Source organism: Enterobacter pseudoroggenkampii (genome assembly GCF_026420145.1).
GTDB classification, from domain to species: domain Bacteria; phylum Pseudomonadota; class Gammaproteobacteria; order Enterobacterales; family Enterobacteriaceae; genus Enterobacter; species Enterobacter pseudoroggenkampii.
Window position 1 is genome coordinate 1,242,556 of record NZ_JAPMLV010000001.1, and the last position, 16,030, is coordinate 1,258,585.

At 57.8% G+C, this 16,030-nt stretch carries 15 protein-coding genes; 6 read left to right on the forward strand and 9 right to left on the reverse strand.

Annotated features, from left to right (window positions below):
• Window positions 1-11 precede the first annotated feature (11 nt).
• Window positions 12-776, reverse strand: coding sequence for a gamma-glutamyl-gamma-aminobutyrate hydrolase (gene puuD / locus OTG14_RS06105; RefSeq protein WP_248272138.1), 765 nt, complete (start codon window positions 774-776; stop codon window positions 12-14).
• Window positions 777-990: 214 nt separating this feature from the next.
• On the opposite strand from puuD, the gene OTG14_RS06110 reads away from it, so the two are divergent.
• Window positions 991-2,409, forward strand: coding sequence for a glutamine synthetase family protein (locus OTG14_RS06110; RefSeq protein WP_028012975.1), 1,419 nt, complete (start codon window positions 991-993; stop codon window positions 2,407-2,409).
• A gap of 356 nt (window positions 2,410-2,765) precedes the next feature.
• Complete coding sequence (locus OTG14_RS06115; RefSeq protein ID WP_024909134.1) at window positions 2,766-4,157, forward strand: APC family permease; 1,392 nt, start codon at window positions 2,766-2,768, stop codon at window positions 4,155-4,157.
• A 64-nt stretch (window positions 4,158-4,221) separates the two neighbouring features.
• On the opposite strand, the gene OTG14_RS06120 is transcribed toward OTG14_RS06115, so the two are convergent.
• Window positions 4,222-5,475, reverse strand: a complete 1,254-nt coding sequence (locus OTG14_RS06120) for an MFS transporter (protein WP_267214729.1) — start codon at window positions 5,473-5,475, stop codon at window positions 4,222-4,224.
• A gap of 121 nt (window positions 5,476-5,596) precedes the next feature.
• Between OTG14_RS06120 and OTG14_RS06125 the strand changes: the two genes are divergently transcribed.
• The 3 genes from OTG14_RS06125 to bioD all read left to right on the forward strand — a co-directional run bounded on the left by OTG14_RS06125 (window position 5,597) and on the right by bioD (window position 8,670).
• Window positions 5,597-6,529, forward strand: a complete 933-nt coding sequence (locus OTG14_RS06125; protein WP_048989573.1) for a LysR family transcriptional regulator — start codon at window positions 5,597-5,599, stop codon at window positions 6,527-6,529.
• A 94-nt stretch (window positions 6,530-6,623) separates the two neighbouring features.
• Window positions 6,624-7,844: a sugar metabolism global transcriptional regulator Mlc gene (gene mlc / locus OTG14_RS06130; RefSeq protein WP_024909131.1), complete on the forward strand. Its 1,221-nt coding sequence runs from the start codon at window positions 6,624-6,626 to the stop codon at window positions 7,842-7,844.
• Window positions 7,845-7,974: 130 nt separating this feature from the next.
• Window positions 7,975-8,670, forward strand: coding sequence for a dethiobiotin synthase (bioD, locus tag OTG14_RS06135; protein WP_024909130.1), 696 nt, complete (start codon window positions 7,975-7,977; stop codon window positions 8,668-8,670).
• On the opposite strand, the gene clcB is transcribed toward bioD, so the two are convergent.
• The 6 genes from clcB to OTG14_RS06165 all read right to left on the reverse strand — a co-directional run bounded on the left by clcB (window position 8,605) and on the right by OTG14_RS06165 (window position 14,673).
• Window positions 8,605-9,915 carry a voltage-gated ClC-type chloride channel ClcB gene (gene clcB / locus OTG14_RS06140; RefSeq protein ID WP_267214730.1) on the reverse strand — a complete coding sequence of 437 codons (1,311 nt, stop codon included), beginning with the start codon at window positions 9,913-9,915 and terminating at the stop codon, window positions 8,605-8,607. The genes bioD and clcB overlap by 66 nt on opposite strands.
• Before the next feature lie 102 nt (window positions 9,916-10,017).
• The gene (gene osmV / locus OTG14_RS06145) at window positions 10,018-11,166 is read right to left on the reverse strand and encodes an osmoprotectant ABC transporter ATP-binding protein OsmV (RefSeq protein ID WP_267214731.1); all 1,149 of its coding nucleotides are present in this window, start codon (window positions 11,164-11,166) and stop codon (window positions 10,018-10,020) included.
• The gene (gene osmW, locus OTG14_RS06150; protein WP_023311514.1) at window positions 11,166-11,813 is read right to left on the reverse strand and encodes an osmoprotectant ABC transporter permease OsmW; all 648 of its coding nucleotides are present in this window, start codon (window positions 11,811-11,813) and stop codon (window positions 11,166-11,168) included. Before osmW ends, osmV begins: the two co-directional genes overlap by 1 nt.
• Before the next feature lie 8 nt (window positions 11,814-11,821).
• Window positions 11,822-12,721 (reverse strand): osmoprotectant ABC transporter substrate-binding protein OsmX, encoded by a 900-nt coding sequence (gene osmX, locus OTG14_RS06155; protein WP_024909127.1) that lies wholly within the window; start codon window positions 12,719-12,721, stop codon window positions 11,822-11,824.
• Window positions 12,722-12,739: 18 nt separating this feature from the next.
• On the reverse strand, window positions 12,740-13,450 hold the full coding sequence (gene osmY / locus OTG14_RS06160; RefSeq protein ID WP_047061706.1) for an osmoprotectant ABC transporter permease OsmY: 711 nt from the start codon (window positions 13,448-13,450) through the stop codon (window positions 12,740-12,742).
• 275 nt (window positions 13,451-13,725) lie between these two features.
• Window positions 13,726-14,673, reverse strand: coding sequence for an NAD-dependent epimerase/dehydratase family protein (locus tag OTG14_RS06165; protein WP_267214732.1), 948 nt, complete (start codon window positions 14,671-14,673; stop codon window positions 13,726-13,728).
• Between the two features lie 92 nt (window positions 14,674-14,765).
• Here OTG14_RS06165 and OTG14_RS06170 point away from each other — a divergent pair, with 92 nt between their 5' ends.
• Window positions 14,766-15,215: a MerR family transcriptional regulator gene (locus OTG14_RS06170; RefSeq protein ID WP_267214733.1), complete on the forward strand. Its 450-nt coding sequence runs from the start codon at window positions 14,766-14,768 to the stop codon at window positions 15,213-15,215.
• Here OTG14_RS06170 and OTG14_RS06175 read toward each other — a convergent pair.
• Window positions 15,165-15,902 carry a YoaK family protein gene (locus OTG14_RS06175; protein ID WP_267214734.1) on the reverse strand — a complete coding sequence of 246 codons (738 nt, stop codon included), beginning with the start codon at window positions 15,900-15,902 and terminating at the stop codon, window positions 15,165-15,167. The genes OTG14_RS06170 and OTG14_RS06175 overlap by 51 nt on opposite strands.
• Between the last annotated feature and the right edge of the window lie 128 nt (window positions 15,903-16,030).

Consider the following 16,030-nt stretch of genomic DNA (forward strand, 5'->3'; position numbering starts at 1 on the left):
TACGATAGTGGTCAAAGCCGTTGCTTCTCGGCAACGTGGCTTTGACAGGCGGTGATAAAACCTTCAAACAACATGCGTGACAGGGCGTACTCGCTGCTGTTCCATTCGGGGTGCCATTGCACGCCGAGGGCAAAAGGGTGGTCATGAACGCTAACCGCTTCGACCAGTCCGTCCGTCGAGCGGGCCTCCACGCGGAGCCGTGGTCCTAACGTTCGTGCGCCTTGCCCGTGTAACGAGTTTACCCAAAATTTGTTACAGCCTGGTATTATTTGAGACAGCAGTCCTCCTTCCTGAACCTGAACTTCATGAGAAGGGGCGTATTGTAGCTCAACCGGCAGTTCAGGATCTTCCCGATGCTCGAGCAGGTCGTTCTGCTCGAACAGGCGGCGATACAGCGTTCCTCCCGTCGCAACAACCAGTTCCTGCAGCCCCCGGCAGATGGCGAAAATGGGGATGCGCCTTTCGAGCGCGGCGGCAATCAGCGCCATACTCAGAAGATCTCGCCCGGGATCGGCGTTAGGCTCATCGCCGTTTTCACCATAAAGGTGCGGCTGCACGTTACTTGGGCTGCCCGGCAGGTAAATCCCGTCCAGGGTTGGCAGCAGAGCGTTCATTAGCTCTGGCTCTGCCAGCGCATGCGGTAAGGCAATAGGTAAGCCCCCTGCGTTAATAACGGCATTCAGGTACTTTTCTTGCAGGGTTTGGGTCTCATGACCCTTAAGCCTGTTTCTGCACATCACCACGCCAATAACTGGCTTGTTCATTATATTTTCCATGATCGCCCTCACAAAGTGGACTAAATTTAGGCCATTCTCACCTCTGAAACGGCCTTTTCGTTCAATATTTTCTCAATCTAGCAACGGGATCTGCCTTTTGCAAACTTAATTTAACATTTGACAAACAATTTGTTTGCATACAGATTCGATAGGGTGGACATTATATTTGACAGTCCTGAGCAGCGAACGCAAAACCCAAAAACGGTGGTAAATCATGGAAACCAATATCGTAGAAGTTGAGAACTTTGTGCAGCACACGGATGAGAGGCGGGGCAGCGCCTTTACGCAGGAAGTGAAGCGCTATTTAGAAAAGTATCCTGACACCCAGTTTATTGACGTCCTCCTGACCGACCTGAACGGCTGTTTTCGCGGCAAACGCATCCCGGTTGCCGGACTGAGCAAACTTGAAAAAGGCTGCTATTTCCCGGCATCGGTTTTCGCCATGGACATTTTGGGTAACGTCGTGGAAGAGGCGGGACTGGGGCAGGAGCTCGGCGAGCCGGACTGTATCTGCGTGCCGGTACCGGGCACCCTGACACCGTCCGCCGCCGACCCGGAATACATTGGTCAGGTGCAGCTCACCATGGTCGATGAAGATGGCGCTCCCTTTGACGTTGAGCCGCGGAACGTACTCAACCGACTCTGGCAGCAGCTGCGCCAGCGCGGTCTGTTCCCCGTGGTAGCGGTAGAGCTGGAGTTCTATTTACTTGACCGTAAACGCGATGCCGACGGCTATCTGCAGCCACCCTGTGCGCCGGGCACCGACGTGCGTAACACGCAGAGTCAGGTCTACTCGGTTGATAACCTGAACCACTTTGCTGACGTGCTGAACGATATTGACGAGCTGGCTCAGCTGCAGCTGATCCCCGCCGACGGGGCAGTGGCCGAGGCCTCCCCGGGCCAGTTTGAGATTAACCTGCACCATACGGAAAACGTGCTCGATGCCTGCGACGATGCGCTGGCGCTAAAACGTCTCGTCAGGCAGATGGCGGAAAAACATAAGATGCACGCCACGTTTATGGCAAAGCCGTATGAAGAGCATGCGGGCAGCGGGATGCATATCCACATCAGCATGCAAAACAACCGAGGCGAAAACGTGCTCGCAGACGCCAACGGCGAGGATTCCGCGCTGCTGAAACGCGCGCTGGCCGGGATGATCGATCTGATGCCGGCATCCATGGCGCTGCTGGCACCGAACGTCAACTCCTACCGACGTTTCCAGCCGGGAATGTACGTGCCGACGCAGGCGTCATGGGGACACAATAATCGCACCGTTGCCCTGCGTATCCCCTGCGGCGATCGCCATAACCATCGGGTTGAGTACCGGGTGGCGGGCGCTGACGCGAATCCGTATCTGGTGATGGCGGCGATTTTTGCCGGCATTCTACATGGGCTGGATAACGATTTACCCCTGCAGGAAGAAGTGGAAGGCAATGGTCTGGAGCAGGACGGACTGCCGTTCCCGATCCGTCAGAGCGATGCGCTGTGGGAATTTATGCAAAACGATCATCTTCGCGAGCGGCTGGGCGAGCGTTTCTGCCACGTCTATCACGCCTGCAAAAATGATGAATTGCTGCAGTTTGAACGCCTGATTACCGAAACTGAAATTGAGTGGATGCTGAAAAACGCCTGATAACGTGCCCCGGTAAGGGGCCGCTTTGTTTTATCGCATACGTATCACCCAACGGCCTGCGCGGAGCCTGGCCTAACTGTTCGCTGGCACGCCAGCTATCTCCCGGGAGTCGCGTTATGGAGCGCAGGCGGCACAGGGATTTTCTTAACGACACTGTGTGACGAGGTAGGAAATGATGCAGATGTTCAACTATCCGCAGGGCGAAGGGGGCCAGTCAGGCGCCTGCTGTGAGTGCGAGAAAGAGACGGTGCGCTGGTACGATCGCGTGTGTTCTTTACAACTTCCCCCTTTGCTAAGCAGGTTTGCGTTAAGGACAGCGCGATTGCAAACCACGGTAAGCATGGGGGGGACGGTTTATGGCGACTAACACCTCTCTTGACTCGCCGCGTGTGGCCGGAAGAACCCGGCTGCGCAGTTCCCTCAAGCTCTGGCAGGTGGTCATGATGGGGCTGGCTTATCTCACCCCCATGACCGTGTTTGATACCTTCGGCATTGTGTCCGGTATCAGCAACGGCCACGTGCCCGCCTCGTATCTCCTGGCGCTGGCTGGCGTCATGTTTACCGCCATCAGCTACGGCAAACTGGTACGGCAGTTCCCGGAAGCGGGCTCCGCGTATACCTACACGCAGAAATCGATCGGCCCCCACTTAGGCTTTATGGTCGGCTGGTCATCGCTGCTGGACTATCTCTTCCTGCCGATGATTAACGTGCTGCTGGCGAAGATCTACCTTTCCGCGTTGTTCCCTGAAGTCCCGCCGTGGGTCTGGGTGGTGGGGTTTGTGACGATCCTGACGCTGGCGAACCTGAAGAGCGTGAATCTGGTCGCCAACTTTAACACCCTGTTTGTGCTGGTGCAGGTCGCCATCATGGTGGTGTTTGTCATTCTCGTGGTGCATGGCCTGCACAAGGGGGAGGGCGTCGGCACGGTCTGGTCGCTCCAGCCGTTTATCAGCGAGAATGCACACCTGATCCCGATTATTACCGGTGCGACTATCGTCTGCTTCTCTTTCCTCGGCTTTGACGCGGTCACCACGCTGTCGGAAGAGACGCCAAACGCAGCGCGGGTTATTCCCAAAGCCATTTTCCTGACCGCACTGTATGGCGGGCTGATATTCATTGTTGCCTCATTTTTCATGCAGCTCTTTTTCCCGACGATCGCCCGCTTCAAGAACCCGGACGCCGCGCTGCCGGAAATTGCGTTATACGTGGGCGGCAAGCTCTTCCAGTCGGTGTTTCTGTGTACCACGTTTGTGAATACGCTCGCTTCAGGCCTGGCCTCGCACGCCAGCGTCTCGCGCTTACTGTATGTGATGGGGCGTGACAACGTCTTTCCGGAGCGCGTGTTTGGCTACGTGCATCCGAAATGGCGTACGCCGGCCCTGAACGTCATTATGGTTGGGATAGTGGCGCTGTCGGCTCTGTACTTCGATCTCGTGACCGCGACGGCGCTGATCAACTTCGGCGCGCTGGTGGCATTTACGTTTGTTAATCTCTCGGTGTACAACCATTTCTGGCGGCGTAAGGGGCTGAACAAAACGTGGAAAGATCGGTTCCACTATCTCCTGCTGCCGCTCATTGGTGCCGTTACGGTCGGCGTGCTGTGGATAAACCTCGAAGCGACGTCCCTGACGCTTGGCCTCATCTGGGCGGCACTGGGGATCCTTTACCTGACATGGCTAACGCGCCGTTTCCGAAAACCGCCTCCGCAGTTTGAAGCCGGTAAGATAGAGCAGGCCTGGGATTCCTGAACGTGAAAAGGCACCAGTACGCTGGTGCCGTTTTTCGGGAAACGGACATCCGCCCGCAAGCCTATTATTTCAGACGTTTATGAAGACTTGCGCCCACCAGCAGTGCGGCACAGAGCATCAGCGCGATAAACCCGCCCACGCCGTTCCAGCCGTAGTTATGCCAGAATACGCCGCCGAGCGTCCCGGCGATGCTGGACCCCAGGTAATAGCTAAACAGATAAAGAGACGATGCCTGACCTTTGGCGCGACGCGCGCGCGGACCAATCCAGCTGCTGGCGACCGAGTGAGCGGCGAAGAACCCCGCGGAGAAGAGCAGCATGCCGGCAAAAATCAGCCACAGGGAGGAGAAGAGCGTCAGCAGCAGGCCGACCAGCATCACCGCCGTGAAGAACAGCATGACCGGGCCGCGTCCATAGCGTGCGGTCATCGCCCCGGCCTTCGGAGAACTCCACGTACCGGTCAAATAAGCAACCGAGAGTAAACCGACAATCGCCTGGCTCAGATGCCATGGCGAGAGCATCAGGCGGTAGCCAATATAGTTGAACAGCGTGACGAAGGAGCCCATCAGCAGGAAGCCGACCAGAAACAGGCGCGGCAGCCCTTTGTCACGCCAGTGCAGGCGGAAGTTGATAAACAGCGTTTTTGGGCGCAAAGAGGTCGGGCGGAAATGACGCGATTCCGGCAGGATTTTCCAGAACATCAGGGCTGATGCCAGCGCAAAACACCCGATGACCGCCAGCGCAATACGCCAGCTAAAGAAGTCCGTAAAGACCCCGCTCAGCAGGCGTCCGCTCATCCCGCCAATCGAGTTCCCGCTGATGTAAAGCCCCATAGAGAAGGCAACAAAGCTTGGGTGGATCTCCTCGCTGAGGTAGGTCATCCCGACCGCCGCCACGCCGCTGAGCGACAGCCCAATCAGCGCGCGCATCACCAGAATACCGTGCCAGCTGGTCATCATGGTCGAGAGTAATGTACAGACCGAGGCCAGCATCAGCGCGGTCACCATCACCTGTTTACGGCCAATGGCGTCGGACAGCGGCCCGGTAAAGAGCAGGCCAATCGCCAGCATGCCGGTAGAAATAGAGAGTGAAACGCTGCTGCTGGCAGGCGATACGCCAAATTCATGCGAGAGGACGGGCAGGATCGGCTGAACGCAATAGAGCAGGGCGAAGGTGGCCAGACCGGCGGAAAAGAGCGCCAGCGTGACGCGCATAAATTGGGGGGTACCACGTTTAATGAACTGGACCGGCTGCGATGCTGCAGGTAAATCATTGATATCTCTTGCCGGATCGATATCAATAGTAGTTGTACGACTCACACAGTTTCCTTGCTTAAACATCCCCGTGATTTCTGGTGACGGGTATGACCACCTCTTCAGGGTAGGAAAATGTAAATATTCTGTCTAATATATTAATAATCTCAAATGATACTTTAAAAATATGAATATCGAGCTGCGTCACCTCCGCTACTTTGTCGCCGTCGCCGAAGAGCTGCATTTTGGCCGCGCGGCGGCACGGCTGAATATCTCTCAGCCCCCGTTAAGCCAGCAGATTCAGATCCTGGAGCAGCAGGTTGGGGCGCGCCTTCTGGCCCGTACCAACCGCAGCGTGAGCCTGACGGCGGCGGGCAAGCAGTTCCTGAACGACAGCCGACAAATTCTGAGCATGGTCGAGGACGCCGCCGCCCGGGCAGAACGGCTCTATCTCGGGGAAGCCGGAGAGCTGCGGATCGGGTTTACCTCGTCGGCACCGTTTATCAGCGCCGTCTCGGAAACGCTGTCGTCATTCCGCCGCCATTTCCCGGATGTTCATATTCAGACGCGCGAAATAAACACCCGCGAGCAGATTGCGCCGCTGAATGAAGGTTCCCTGGATCTGGGACTGATGCGTAACACCCAGCTGCCGGATACGCTGGCGTGGGAGGTGATCCTGCGCGAGCCGCTGATGGCCATGATCCCACACGATCACCCGCTGGCGTCGCGTCCGGCGGTTTCGCTGGCAGAGCTGGCAAAAGAGCCGTTTGTCTTTTTTGACCCGCAGGTCGGAACGGGTCTGTATGACGATATCCTGGGGCTGATGCGCCGCTACGATCTTGCCCCGGTCATCACCCAGGAAGTCGGGGAAGCGATGACCATTATCGGTCTGGTCGCCGCCGGGCTGGGCGTGTCTATTCTTCCGGCCTCCTTTAAACGGGTCCAGTTGCGCGAAATGCGCTGGGTGACCATTGCCGAAGAGGATGCCGTTTCCGAAATGTGGCTAGTCTGGTCAAAACACCGCGAGCAGAGCCACGCCGCACAGCGCTTCAAACAGCAGTTAATAAGCGCCTCTGCCGGGCGGCATTTTCCGGGAAAAGGGGGCAAAAATGTGCGGTAAATCACATGGCTAAGTAAATATTTGACGGCAGCCATGCAAGTGCTTCACCATAGCAAACAGTTTATTTCGAAGCTCGAAAATAAGGGAGTACGAGGTGGTTGCTGATAGTCAGCCAGGGCATATCGATCAGATTAAGCAGACCAACGCTGGCGCGGTGTATCGCCTGATTGATCAGCTTGGTCCGGTTTCGCGTATCGATCTTTCGCGCCTGGCACAACTGGCACCTGCCAGTATCACCAAGATTGTCCGCGAGATGCTGGAAGCGCACCTGGTTCAGGAGACGGAAATTCAGGAGCCGGGCAGCCGTGGCCGTCCGGCAGTCGGGCTGGTGGTTGAGACGGAAGCCTGGCACTACCTGTCGCTGCGCATCAGCCGCGGCGAGATCTTCCTTGCGCTGCGCGATTTGAGCAGCAAGCTGGTGGTAGAGGACCGCCTTGAACTGCCACTCAACGCGGAGGAACCGCTCCTCGACGCGATTGTCTCGCACATCGATCGCTTCTTTATTCGCCATCAGCAGCGGCTTGAACGCTTAACGGCGATTGCCATCACCATGCCGGGCATTATTGATACCGAAAATGGTATTGTTCACCGCATGCCGTTTTACGACGATGTCAAAGAGATGCCGCTGGGCGAAGTGCTGAAAAACCATACCGGCGTGCCGGTCTATATTCAGCATGACATCAGCGCCTGGACGATGGCGGAGGCGCTGTTCGGCGCGTCCCGCGGCGCGCGGGATGTGATTCAGGTGGTCATCGACCATAACGTCGGGGCAGGCGTGATTACCGACGGACGTCTTCTCCACGCCGGAAGCAGCAGCCTGGTGGAAATTGGCCACACCCAGGTCGACCCGTACGGTAAGCGCTGCTACTGCGGCAACCACGGCTGTCTGGAGACCATTGCCAGCGTGGAAAGCGTGCTGGAGCTGGCGCAGGTCAGGCTCAGCCAGTCCATGAGCTCCTCGCTGCACGGACAACCCTTAACGGTGGATTCACTCTGCGCCGCCGCGCGCCAGGGCGATCTGCTGGCGAAGGACATTATTACCGGGGTGGGGAATAACGTTGGCCGCATTCTGGCGATCATGGTGAACCTCTTCAACCCGCAAAAAATCCTCATTGGCTCACCGCTCAGCCAGGCGGCGGAGATCCTCTTCCCGGCGATTACGGCCTGTATTCAGCAGCAGTCGCTTCCCGCCTACAGCCGGAACATTGCGGTAGAAAGCACCCAGTTTTCCAACCAGGGTACGATGGCTGGCGCGGCGCTGGTCAAAGATGCCATGTATAACGGCTCGCTGTTGATCCGCCTGTTACAGGGTTAACTCTTTTCCGCAGATGTAAGAAAAATTGCGCTATCTCAAGCCGGGTAGCGCATGCATCCCGTAGACTTCCTCCACTGAATTATTTACCTGGTTTATATTTTCGAAGCATACCCAAGAGGTGGAGTGAGTCATGCTTAAGCGTTTCTTTGTTACTGGTACAGATACCTCTGTCGGCAAGACCGTCGTATCCCGCGCATTGCTGCAGGCGCTGGCAGCAAGCGGTAAACGCGTGGCAGGGTACAAACCGGTCGCAAAAGGGAGTAAAGAGACGCCAGAGGGATTGCGCAATAAAGACGCCCTGGTGCTGCAAAGCGTCTCGTCACTGGAGTTGCCCTATCACGCGGTCAATCCCATTGCGTTAAGCGAAGAGGAGAGCAGCGTAGCGCACAGCGGCCTGATTAATTATCCCCTGTTGTCCGACGGCCTGGCGAACCTGAGCGAGAAGGTTGATCACGTCGTGGTTGAAGGGACGGGCGGCTGGCGCAGCCTGATGAATGATTTGCGCCCGCTGTCTGAATGGGTTGTGCAGGAGCAGCTTCCGGTGGTGATGGTGGTGGGTATCCAGGAAGGGTGCATCAACCACGCGCTGCTGACGGCGCAGGCGATTGCCAATGACGGCCTGCCGCTGGTTGGCTGGGTAGCAAACCGCATCAACCCGGGCCTGGCGCACTACGCGGAGATCATCGACGTGCTGAGCACCAAACTGCCCGGACCGCTGGTGGGCGAGCTGCCTTATCTGCCACGCGCCGAGCAGCGCGAGCTAGCGCAGTACATCGATCTCTCTGCCCTCGGTGGCGTGTTGACCGTAGACAGAGTCGTGGCGTAACGTCCGCGACAATACGGACGCCAGCACGCAGGCGACCAGCAGGCCGGGCAGTAAAAAATACTGTCCGGTCATTTCACAGACCATCAGCGCCGACATAATGGGCGCATGCGTGGTCGCGGCAAGTAGGGTTGCCATTCCTGCCAGCCCCAGCAAAATTGCCGTCTCAGAACCCGGCAGCCACAGCGCGAACAGCTGTGCAAACAGCATGCCTGTCGCCATGCCGACAAACAGCGTCGGCGTGAACACCCCGCCCGGCGCGCCCGATCCGCTGCTCGCCAGTACCGCCAGCAGTTTGCAGATAAACACCCCGGCAATCACCGACAGCAGCGGCGGCGCGAGCAGAAAAGCCTGAACCACGCTGTAGCCATTCCCCCACACCTTCGGCGTCAGAAGAGACAGCAGCCCGACGATCGCACCGCCCAGCGCTAATTGCCACGGTGGCGAAAGCTTGAGGCGCAAGAAAAGACCGTGGCTGAACGCCATCAGCCACATCAGCAGCGGCCCGCAGAGACCCGCCACCAGCCCCATCGCGACCAGCAGGGCATAATCGGTAGCGGTGAGGATACCGCTCAGATGGACCGCGTAGAGCGTGTCGGTACCCGGCGCCAGAAGCTGCGTGGTGAGAAGCGCCACCACCGCCGCGATAACCACGGGCCCGAGCGAGGCCAGCATCAGGGTGCCAAACAGAATCTCAGCGATGAACAGGCTTCCGGCTAAGGGAGCATGGTAGGCGCTGGCCATCCCGGCGGCGGCACCGCAGGCTATCCATAATTTCCACTCGGATTTGGGCGTAAAGCGCCGGGCGAAAAGGGAGGCGGCGAGGGCGGCAAGCAGGATCATCGCCCCTTCACGCCCGATGGCGCTTCCGCTGGCAACGACCAGCAGTGAGGCGAGGGATTTAACCAGGCTGGCGCCGTAGTCAAACTGGCCGTCACCGGTCTCCAGCGCTTCCATGTAGTCAGTGGGGGCATGAGGCCGTTGCGCGGTCAGCCGTTGCCATCCCCAGAGCAGCAGCCCGGCCGCCAGACCACCCAGCGCTGGCGTCAGCGCGCGCCGCCAGGGGGAGAGCGACGCGGCGGCATTCACCAGGCTGCCGCTGTCGTTGCTGAGAAGCAGCCACTCCAGCAGGTACATGCTGTGGCGGAACACCGCCACGGCCAGCGCGGCCAGCACGCCGGTAACGGTAGCAATCAGCAGTCGGCGAAACATCGCGCGGATGTCGGGGTACGTATGAAGACGTTGCATGAGTCGCGAGTCAACGGGAAAGATACAATATTGTGGCGGCAAATCGTGGGGTTAGCAAAAGGTATGCGTGCGGAAAAGCCGGGCAATGCCCGGCCTGAAAGGTTAACTGTCGCTATGAATATTCAGCGCCCGGCGCGTACGCCCTGAACTCAGGTACTCGGCAATATAGTCCTGAGAAATCTCGCCGTTGTAGCGCCCGTCCTCATCCACGATCGGCATCCAGCTGGTGTTGCTCTCATACAGGCGTGACAGCACCACGCGCAGGTTGTCTTCCGCTTTGCCGGTCATGCGGAACGGATGCAGGATGTCGGCGCAGGTCCCGCTGGCGTTACGTGCTTCGCGACGCTTCACAAAGCCCAGCGGTTTGCCGTGCTCGTCAACTACGGTAACGGCACGAATGTCATTATCATCCATGGTCGCAAAGGCTTCAGGGAGCGGCGTAGAGCCCCGCACCGTAATGGTCGGCTGCTGGTCGGTGACGTCGCCCGCCGAGACCAGCAGCAGACGCTTCAGGGTGCGGTCCTGACCGACAAACGAGCCGACAAACTCATTCGCCGGTTTCGCCAGCAGTTCATCCGGACTGGCGCACTGCACGATTTTCCCCTGACGGAACACCGCAATACGGTCGCCGAGCTTGAGGGCTTCGTCGATATCGTGGCTGACCAGCATGACGGTTTTTTTCAGCTTGCGCTGCATCTCCAGGAATTGATTCTGGATCACCTCGCGGTTGATCGGGTCCACCGCGCCGAAGGGTTCATCCATCAGCAGTACCGGAGGATCCGCCGCCAGGGCGCGGATCACGCCGATACGCTGCTGCTGGCCGCCGGACATCTCGCGCGGGTAGCGATTCAGGAACTTATGCGGATCCAGCGCCACCATATCCATCAGCTCTTCGGCACGGGTTTTACAGCGTGCTTTATCCCAGCCCAGCATGCGCGGCACGACGGTAATGTTCTCTTCGATGGTCATGTTCGGGAACAGGCCAATCTGCTGGATCACGTAGCCAATGTTGCGGCGCAGGGTGACGGTGTCCATCCCACTGGTGTCTTCGCCGTTAATCAGGATTGTCCCGCTGCTGGGGGTAATGAGGCGGTTAATCATCTTCAGGGTGGTGGTCTTCCCGCAGCCGGACGGGCCGAGCAGGACGCACATTTCCCCTTCGGGCACGTTCAGGTTGACGTTGTCCACGGCCTTAAAGGTCTGGCCGTGCTTCTGTGAAAATTGTTTGGTGAGGTTTTCCAGTTTTATCATTATCGAATCCCCTTTGGAGTCAGAACCACCTGCAGACGATGCAGCAGCCAGTCGAGCACAATCGCTAAAAGACAAATCATCAGCGCGCCCGCAATCAACATGCGAATATCGCTTCCGCCGATGCCGTTGAGCAGCAGCAGGCCCAGACCGCCCGCGCCGATCACCGCGGCAATCGCCATCACGCCGATGTTCATCACCACGGCGGTGCGGATCCCGCCGAAAATCACCGGCAGCGCCATCGGGATTTCGACCCAGCGCAGCCGCTGCCAGAAGGTCATGCCGATGCCGCGTCCGGCTTCGCGCAGGCCCGGCGGCAGGCTGTCGAGCGCGGTATGGGTGTTACGCACAATCGGCAGCAGCGAGTAGAGAAACACCGCCGTGATCGCGGGCAGGGCACCAATCCCCTGACCGATCAGCGAAAACAGCGGGATCATCAGGCCAAACAGGGCGATAGACGGAATGGTCAGCACGATGGTGGCTATCCCCAGCACCGGCGTTGCCAGCCACCTGTGGCGGACAATCAGAATGCCCAGCGGTACGCCGATGATGATGGCTAAGCCTACGGCCAGCGCCACCAGCCACAGGTGCTGCAGCGTCAGGGTTAAGAGGTAATCCCAGTTGTCCAGAATGTAGTGAATCGTCTCCATAGCGCCTCCTACAGCAGCTGTTTGCTACGCAGGAAATCGCGGGCGACCTGCTGCGGTGACTGATGGTCGATATCCACCTTTTTGTTCAGCTCGGTGATAACGTCGTTGTTGAGCTGGGCCGAGAGGGTGTTGAGCGCCTCTTCCAGGCCGGGGTTGGCCTCCAGCGTGTCCTTACGCACCACCGGGGTGACCGCATAGCTCGGGAAGAAGCCTTTATCGTCTTCCAGCACCTTGAGGTCGAAGCCCTTCACGCGACCATCGGTGGTATAAATCAGCCCGGCGTCAACGAAGCCGTCGCGCACCGCGTTATAGACCAGGCCGGGGTCCATCTGACGGATCTGCGGGCGGTCCAGCTCCATCTTATAGGCCGCCTGAAGCGGCTTCATGCCGTCGCTGCGCCCGGCAAACTCCAGGTCCAAGCCCAGCAGCCAGTTTTTGTCCGGGTTGGTTTTACGGATCTGCTCAATCTTCGCCACCATCTCCGACATGGTGTTGATGTGTTCCGCCTCGGCGCGCTTGCGCTGCATGGCGAAAGCATAGGTGTTGTTCATATCGGCGGGCTTGAGCCAGACCAGACCGTGCTTCGCGTCCAGGCGTTTTACCGTCTCGTAAGACTCCTGCGGCGACATGCGCTTGTTGATGTGGTTAAAGATGATCAGCGACGTGCCGGTGTACTCCCAGGTCATGTCAATCTGCTTGTTGATCATCGCGTTGCGGGAGATCACCGTGGCAATGTTGGTTTGCGGCTGGACCTGAAAACCTTTCTTTTGCAGGTACTGCACGGTCATCGCCGAGAGAATGTGCTGCTCGGTAAAGCTCTTGGTCGCCAGAATCAGCGGGGCCGCCATCGCCTGGCTGGTGAACAGCGCCGCGGCACACAGCGCCGTCAGGCCGGAAAACAGTCTCATAAAAGCTCCTTGTTATTGTTATCGAGCGAGATGGGGACTCATCACGCGACCCAGCGCCGCCAGCAGGGTATCGAGGATCAGTGCGAACAGGGCGGTGGCCGCCGCGCCGAGGATCAGGGTCGGGAAATCGTTCAGATAAATGCCGGGGAAAATCAGCTCGCCGTAGCTGCTGGCGCCAATCAGGAACGCCAGCGGCGCGGTACCGACGTTAATGGCGGTGGCGATGCGGATCCCCGAGAGCATGACCGGCCAGGCGGCTGGCAGCTCAACCTGACGCAGACGCTGCCATTTGGTCATCCCGATGCCGTTTGCCGCTTCCAGCAGCGACGGCGGGACCGAGCACAGCCCGGCATAGGTGTTACGCACGATCGGCAGCAGCGAGGCAAGGAACAGGGCGATGATGGCGGGCGTATCGCCAATGCCAATCACCACCATTGCCAGCGCCAGAACGGCCAGCGGCGGCAGCGTGTTGCCGACGTTGAAGATTTGCATCACATATTCGGCGATACCCCGCGCGGCCGGACGGCTCAGCAGAATACCGGCTGGAATACCCACCAGCAGGGCAAAAAACATGGATGAGAAAACCAGAATCATGTGCTGTTGCCCGAGATAGACCAGGTCAACCTGACGCGCCTTTATCGTCTCCATCCCGATACCCCAGACGAGGAGGGCGAGGACCACAATAATGGCGCCGACAAACAGCAGCGAACGTTTGAGTAATGGGTGCATTGCGGTGTGTCTCCCTGTGCGCATGCGTTATAGCAACCACCGGTTGCCTGTTGTTATGCCATGTTTCGGCAGGGGTATTTCACCTATAGCAAGCGTTTGGGAAGGGTTCCAGCGAAGGGGTAAAATCAGTAACCCTATGAAAACAGTGACAACCTCGGGTTAAGCCTTATGGCGTAAGGGCTGATTGAGGAAGAGGCAGAATAGTCCTAAAGACGAGAAGTGAAAGTGACGTTGTCACGAGTAATGGCCGCACCTTTGTCGGTGCGGCAGTGCATTTACGCTGTTTTGTGCGCTTTTGATCTCCATTCCTGCCAGATGTTTTCAAGACCGTGCCGGTATGAAGTGACGGGAAAGTCGGGAAAATGCCGCTTAAACTTCGTCGAATCAAACAGGTTGTCAACGTCGTATCTGGGCAACAGCTCCCGCATTTCGCGCGCGCCCTGCGAAAACAGTGCCGTCGCGGCGAAGGCCAGCTCGCCCAGCACGGCGTAGTCCGCCTTCTGGCCGAAGATATCGCAGGCGAGGGTAACAAACTGTTGATACGTCAGCCTTTCGTCGCAGCAGGGCAAATGCCACGTCTGCCCGTATGCCTCAGGCGTATTGCCCAGCAGGGCGAGCGCGCGGCTGGCATCCGGCGTCCAGATGAGGGTGCGAAGCGTATCGTCACGTACCGGAACGCGCGGACGTTTGTGCTGCTTCAGCCTGTCGATAATGAGCGTATTCGTGAAGCTCTGCGTTCTCTCAGGCCCGTAAAACTCCGGGGCCCGACCGATGAGGACGGGAATGTCGCCCCGCTGCATTTCGGCAAGCACCCGGTTGGCCATCAGCGCACGCACGTTGCCTTTCCGTCCCCGGGGCGCAAAGCGCGTCTCTTCAGTTTGTGGCACGTCGCTCTGGGGGTACATGTAAGTATTGTCAAAATAGACGAATCTTGCGCCAGCCTTTCGCGTGGCCTCCAGGGCATTGTCCAGCATGGTTGGGAACTGACGCTCCCACAGCGCGGAATCAGGCGGCAGACCAGCGGTAAAATAGACCGTATCGCTGCCGTTAACCGCCTCCTGCGTCTGCTGAGCATCCAGAAGATTGGCCGCAGCCGTGATATCGCTGGCGTGGACTTTCTGCGGATGGCGGCTGACCAGCCTGATATCGTCGGTATAGGCGCGTTTTAATTCGCGGGTCAGTTCACGGGCGATTTGCCCGCTGGCACCCAGAATAGTTTGCATATGAGCTCCCTGATGAGATGACGATCCGGTTGACCGTATAAAAAGTTTAAGCTTAAAGTTAACTTTAAGGTCAAGACGTAAGAGCAGATCAAATGAGAATTGGCGAGCTGTCGAAAATGACGGGGATTTCCCCGTCGCGCATTCGGTTCTATGAGGCGGAAGGTTTACTACCGAGACCCGTCAGGCAGGGGAACGGCTACCGAACGTATTCTCAAGAGGCGGCAGCGCTGCTGAACATCATCGACAACGCGCAGCGTACCGGGTTCTCACTGGAGCAAATACGCTGCTTCCTGCCGCAGCCGCAACAGCACTGGGATCATGAGGGACTGATCCAGTCCCTGAAAACGCGTATTGCCGAAATAGAAGCGATGCAGAAGCAGCTTGAGGAAAACCGCAGAGAATTGCTGACGCTGGTCGCGAGTATCACCAACCGTCCGGATGGGATCTCCTGCGACGACAACATGCAGCGCCTGCTGGGGCAGCTGCAACACTCAGACGGTAGCGCGAACCCGTCGAACCCGCGTCGAGACGGTGATAATTGAAACGATAGCGATCACGGCAAGCATCAGTCCGAGCGCCAGCATGGCGTTAAAGCCAATCCATCGGAAAAGCAGCAGCCCCGCGATACCGCCCGTAATAAACGAAAACAGGGTGGTTAAGTGGGTTTTCAGCTGACTTTTTTGCGCCGCCGTATCTTTGGAGTAATCCCTGCGCATCATCGCCACCAGTACGGAGGCCAGGGATATCCCCGCGTCCGTCAGCGTGCCGGTAATGTGCGTCGATCTCACCCGTCCGCCGGAAAGCTGCGTAGAAGTGGAATTATGAATGCCCATCAGGCCGCACAGGAAAAGAATAATCTCGCGGTTGCTGGTGAGGGCATGAAAATACATCTCGTAGAAGGAAACGCCGGTCAGTAATATCCCCTCGACAAAAAGGATCTGGCAAAAAACCAGCCTGACGTTATGGATAATACCCCATATGACGATCGTGCGCGCAATAATGGCGCCAGCCACAAAAGAGAGAATTATCGAGCCGAAGAAAATAATATCGCTCAGATCGGTAGAAGAAACTTCGCTGGATAATTGTGAGGTGTTGCCGGTCATGTGTGAGGGGAAAAAGCCAAATGCCCCGAGGGCGATGGCGTTCAGCAAACCTGCTGAGGTCGCCAGCCAGAGAGCAAGCCGGCGATCCTCCTGATGCGTTCGTTCTTTCTTGAGTTTAATCAGCAAGAATACCTCCGGGTTGAGCTTTGCCTGACTATTCAGGCTAGCAAAGCGGTGCAACGGGCTGTCCAGGATATGGCTTAATTATTATTCCCTCTGACGACAATCAGGGTTTCGTAATTAAAAAAACAGCC

Bases quoted from the DNA above. Each gene is read 5' to 3' on its own strand.
- puuD (WP_248272138.1), bottom strand. From the start codon at position 776: ATGGAAAATATAATGAACAAGCCAGTTATTGGCGTGGTGATGTGCAGA.
- OTG14_RS06110 (WP_028012975.1), top strand. From the start codon at position 991: ATGGAAACCAATATCGTAGAAGTTGAGAACTTTGTGCAGCACACGGAT.
- OTG14_RS06115 (WP_024909134.1), top strand. From the start codon at position 2,766: ATGGCGACTAACACCTCTCTTGACTCGCCGCGTGTGGCCGGAAGAACC.
- OTG14_RS06125 (WP_048989573.1), top strand. From the start codon at position 5,597: ATGAATATCGAGCTGCGTCACCTCCGCTACTTTGTCGCCGTCGCCGAA.
- bioD (WP_024909130.1), top strand. From the start codon at position 7,975: ATGCTTAAGCGTTTCTTTGTTACTGGTACAGATACCTCTGTCGGCAAG.
- clcB (WP_267214730.1), bottom strand. From the start codon at position 9,915: ATGCAACGTCTTCATACGTACCCCGACATCCGCGCGATGTTTCGCCGA.
- osmV (WP_267214731.1), bottom strand. From the start codon at position 11,166: ATGATAAAACTGGAAAACCTCACCAAACAATTTTCACAGAAGCACGGC.
- osmW (WP_023311514.1), bottom strand. From the start codon at position 11,813: ATGGAGACGATTCACTACATTCTGGACAACTGGGATTACCTCTTAACC.
- osmX (WP_024909127.1), bottom strand. From the start codon at position 12,721: ATGAGACTGTTTTCCGGCCTGACGGCGCTGTGTGCCGCGGCGCTGTTC.
- osmY (WP_047061706.1), bottom strand. From the start codon at position 13,450: ATGCACCCATTACTCAAACGTTCGCTGCTGTTTGTCGGCGCCATTATT.
- OTG14_RS06165 (WP_267214732.1), bottom strand. From the start codon at position 14,673: ATGCAAACTATTCTGGGTGCCAGCGGGCAAATCGCCCGTGAACTGACC.
- OTG14_RS06170 (WP_267214733.1), top strand. From the start codon at position 14,766: ATGAGAATTGGCGAGCTGTCGAAAATGACGGGGATTTCCCCGTCGCGC.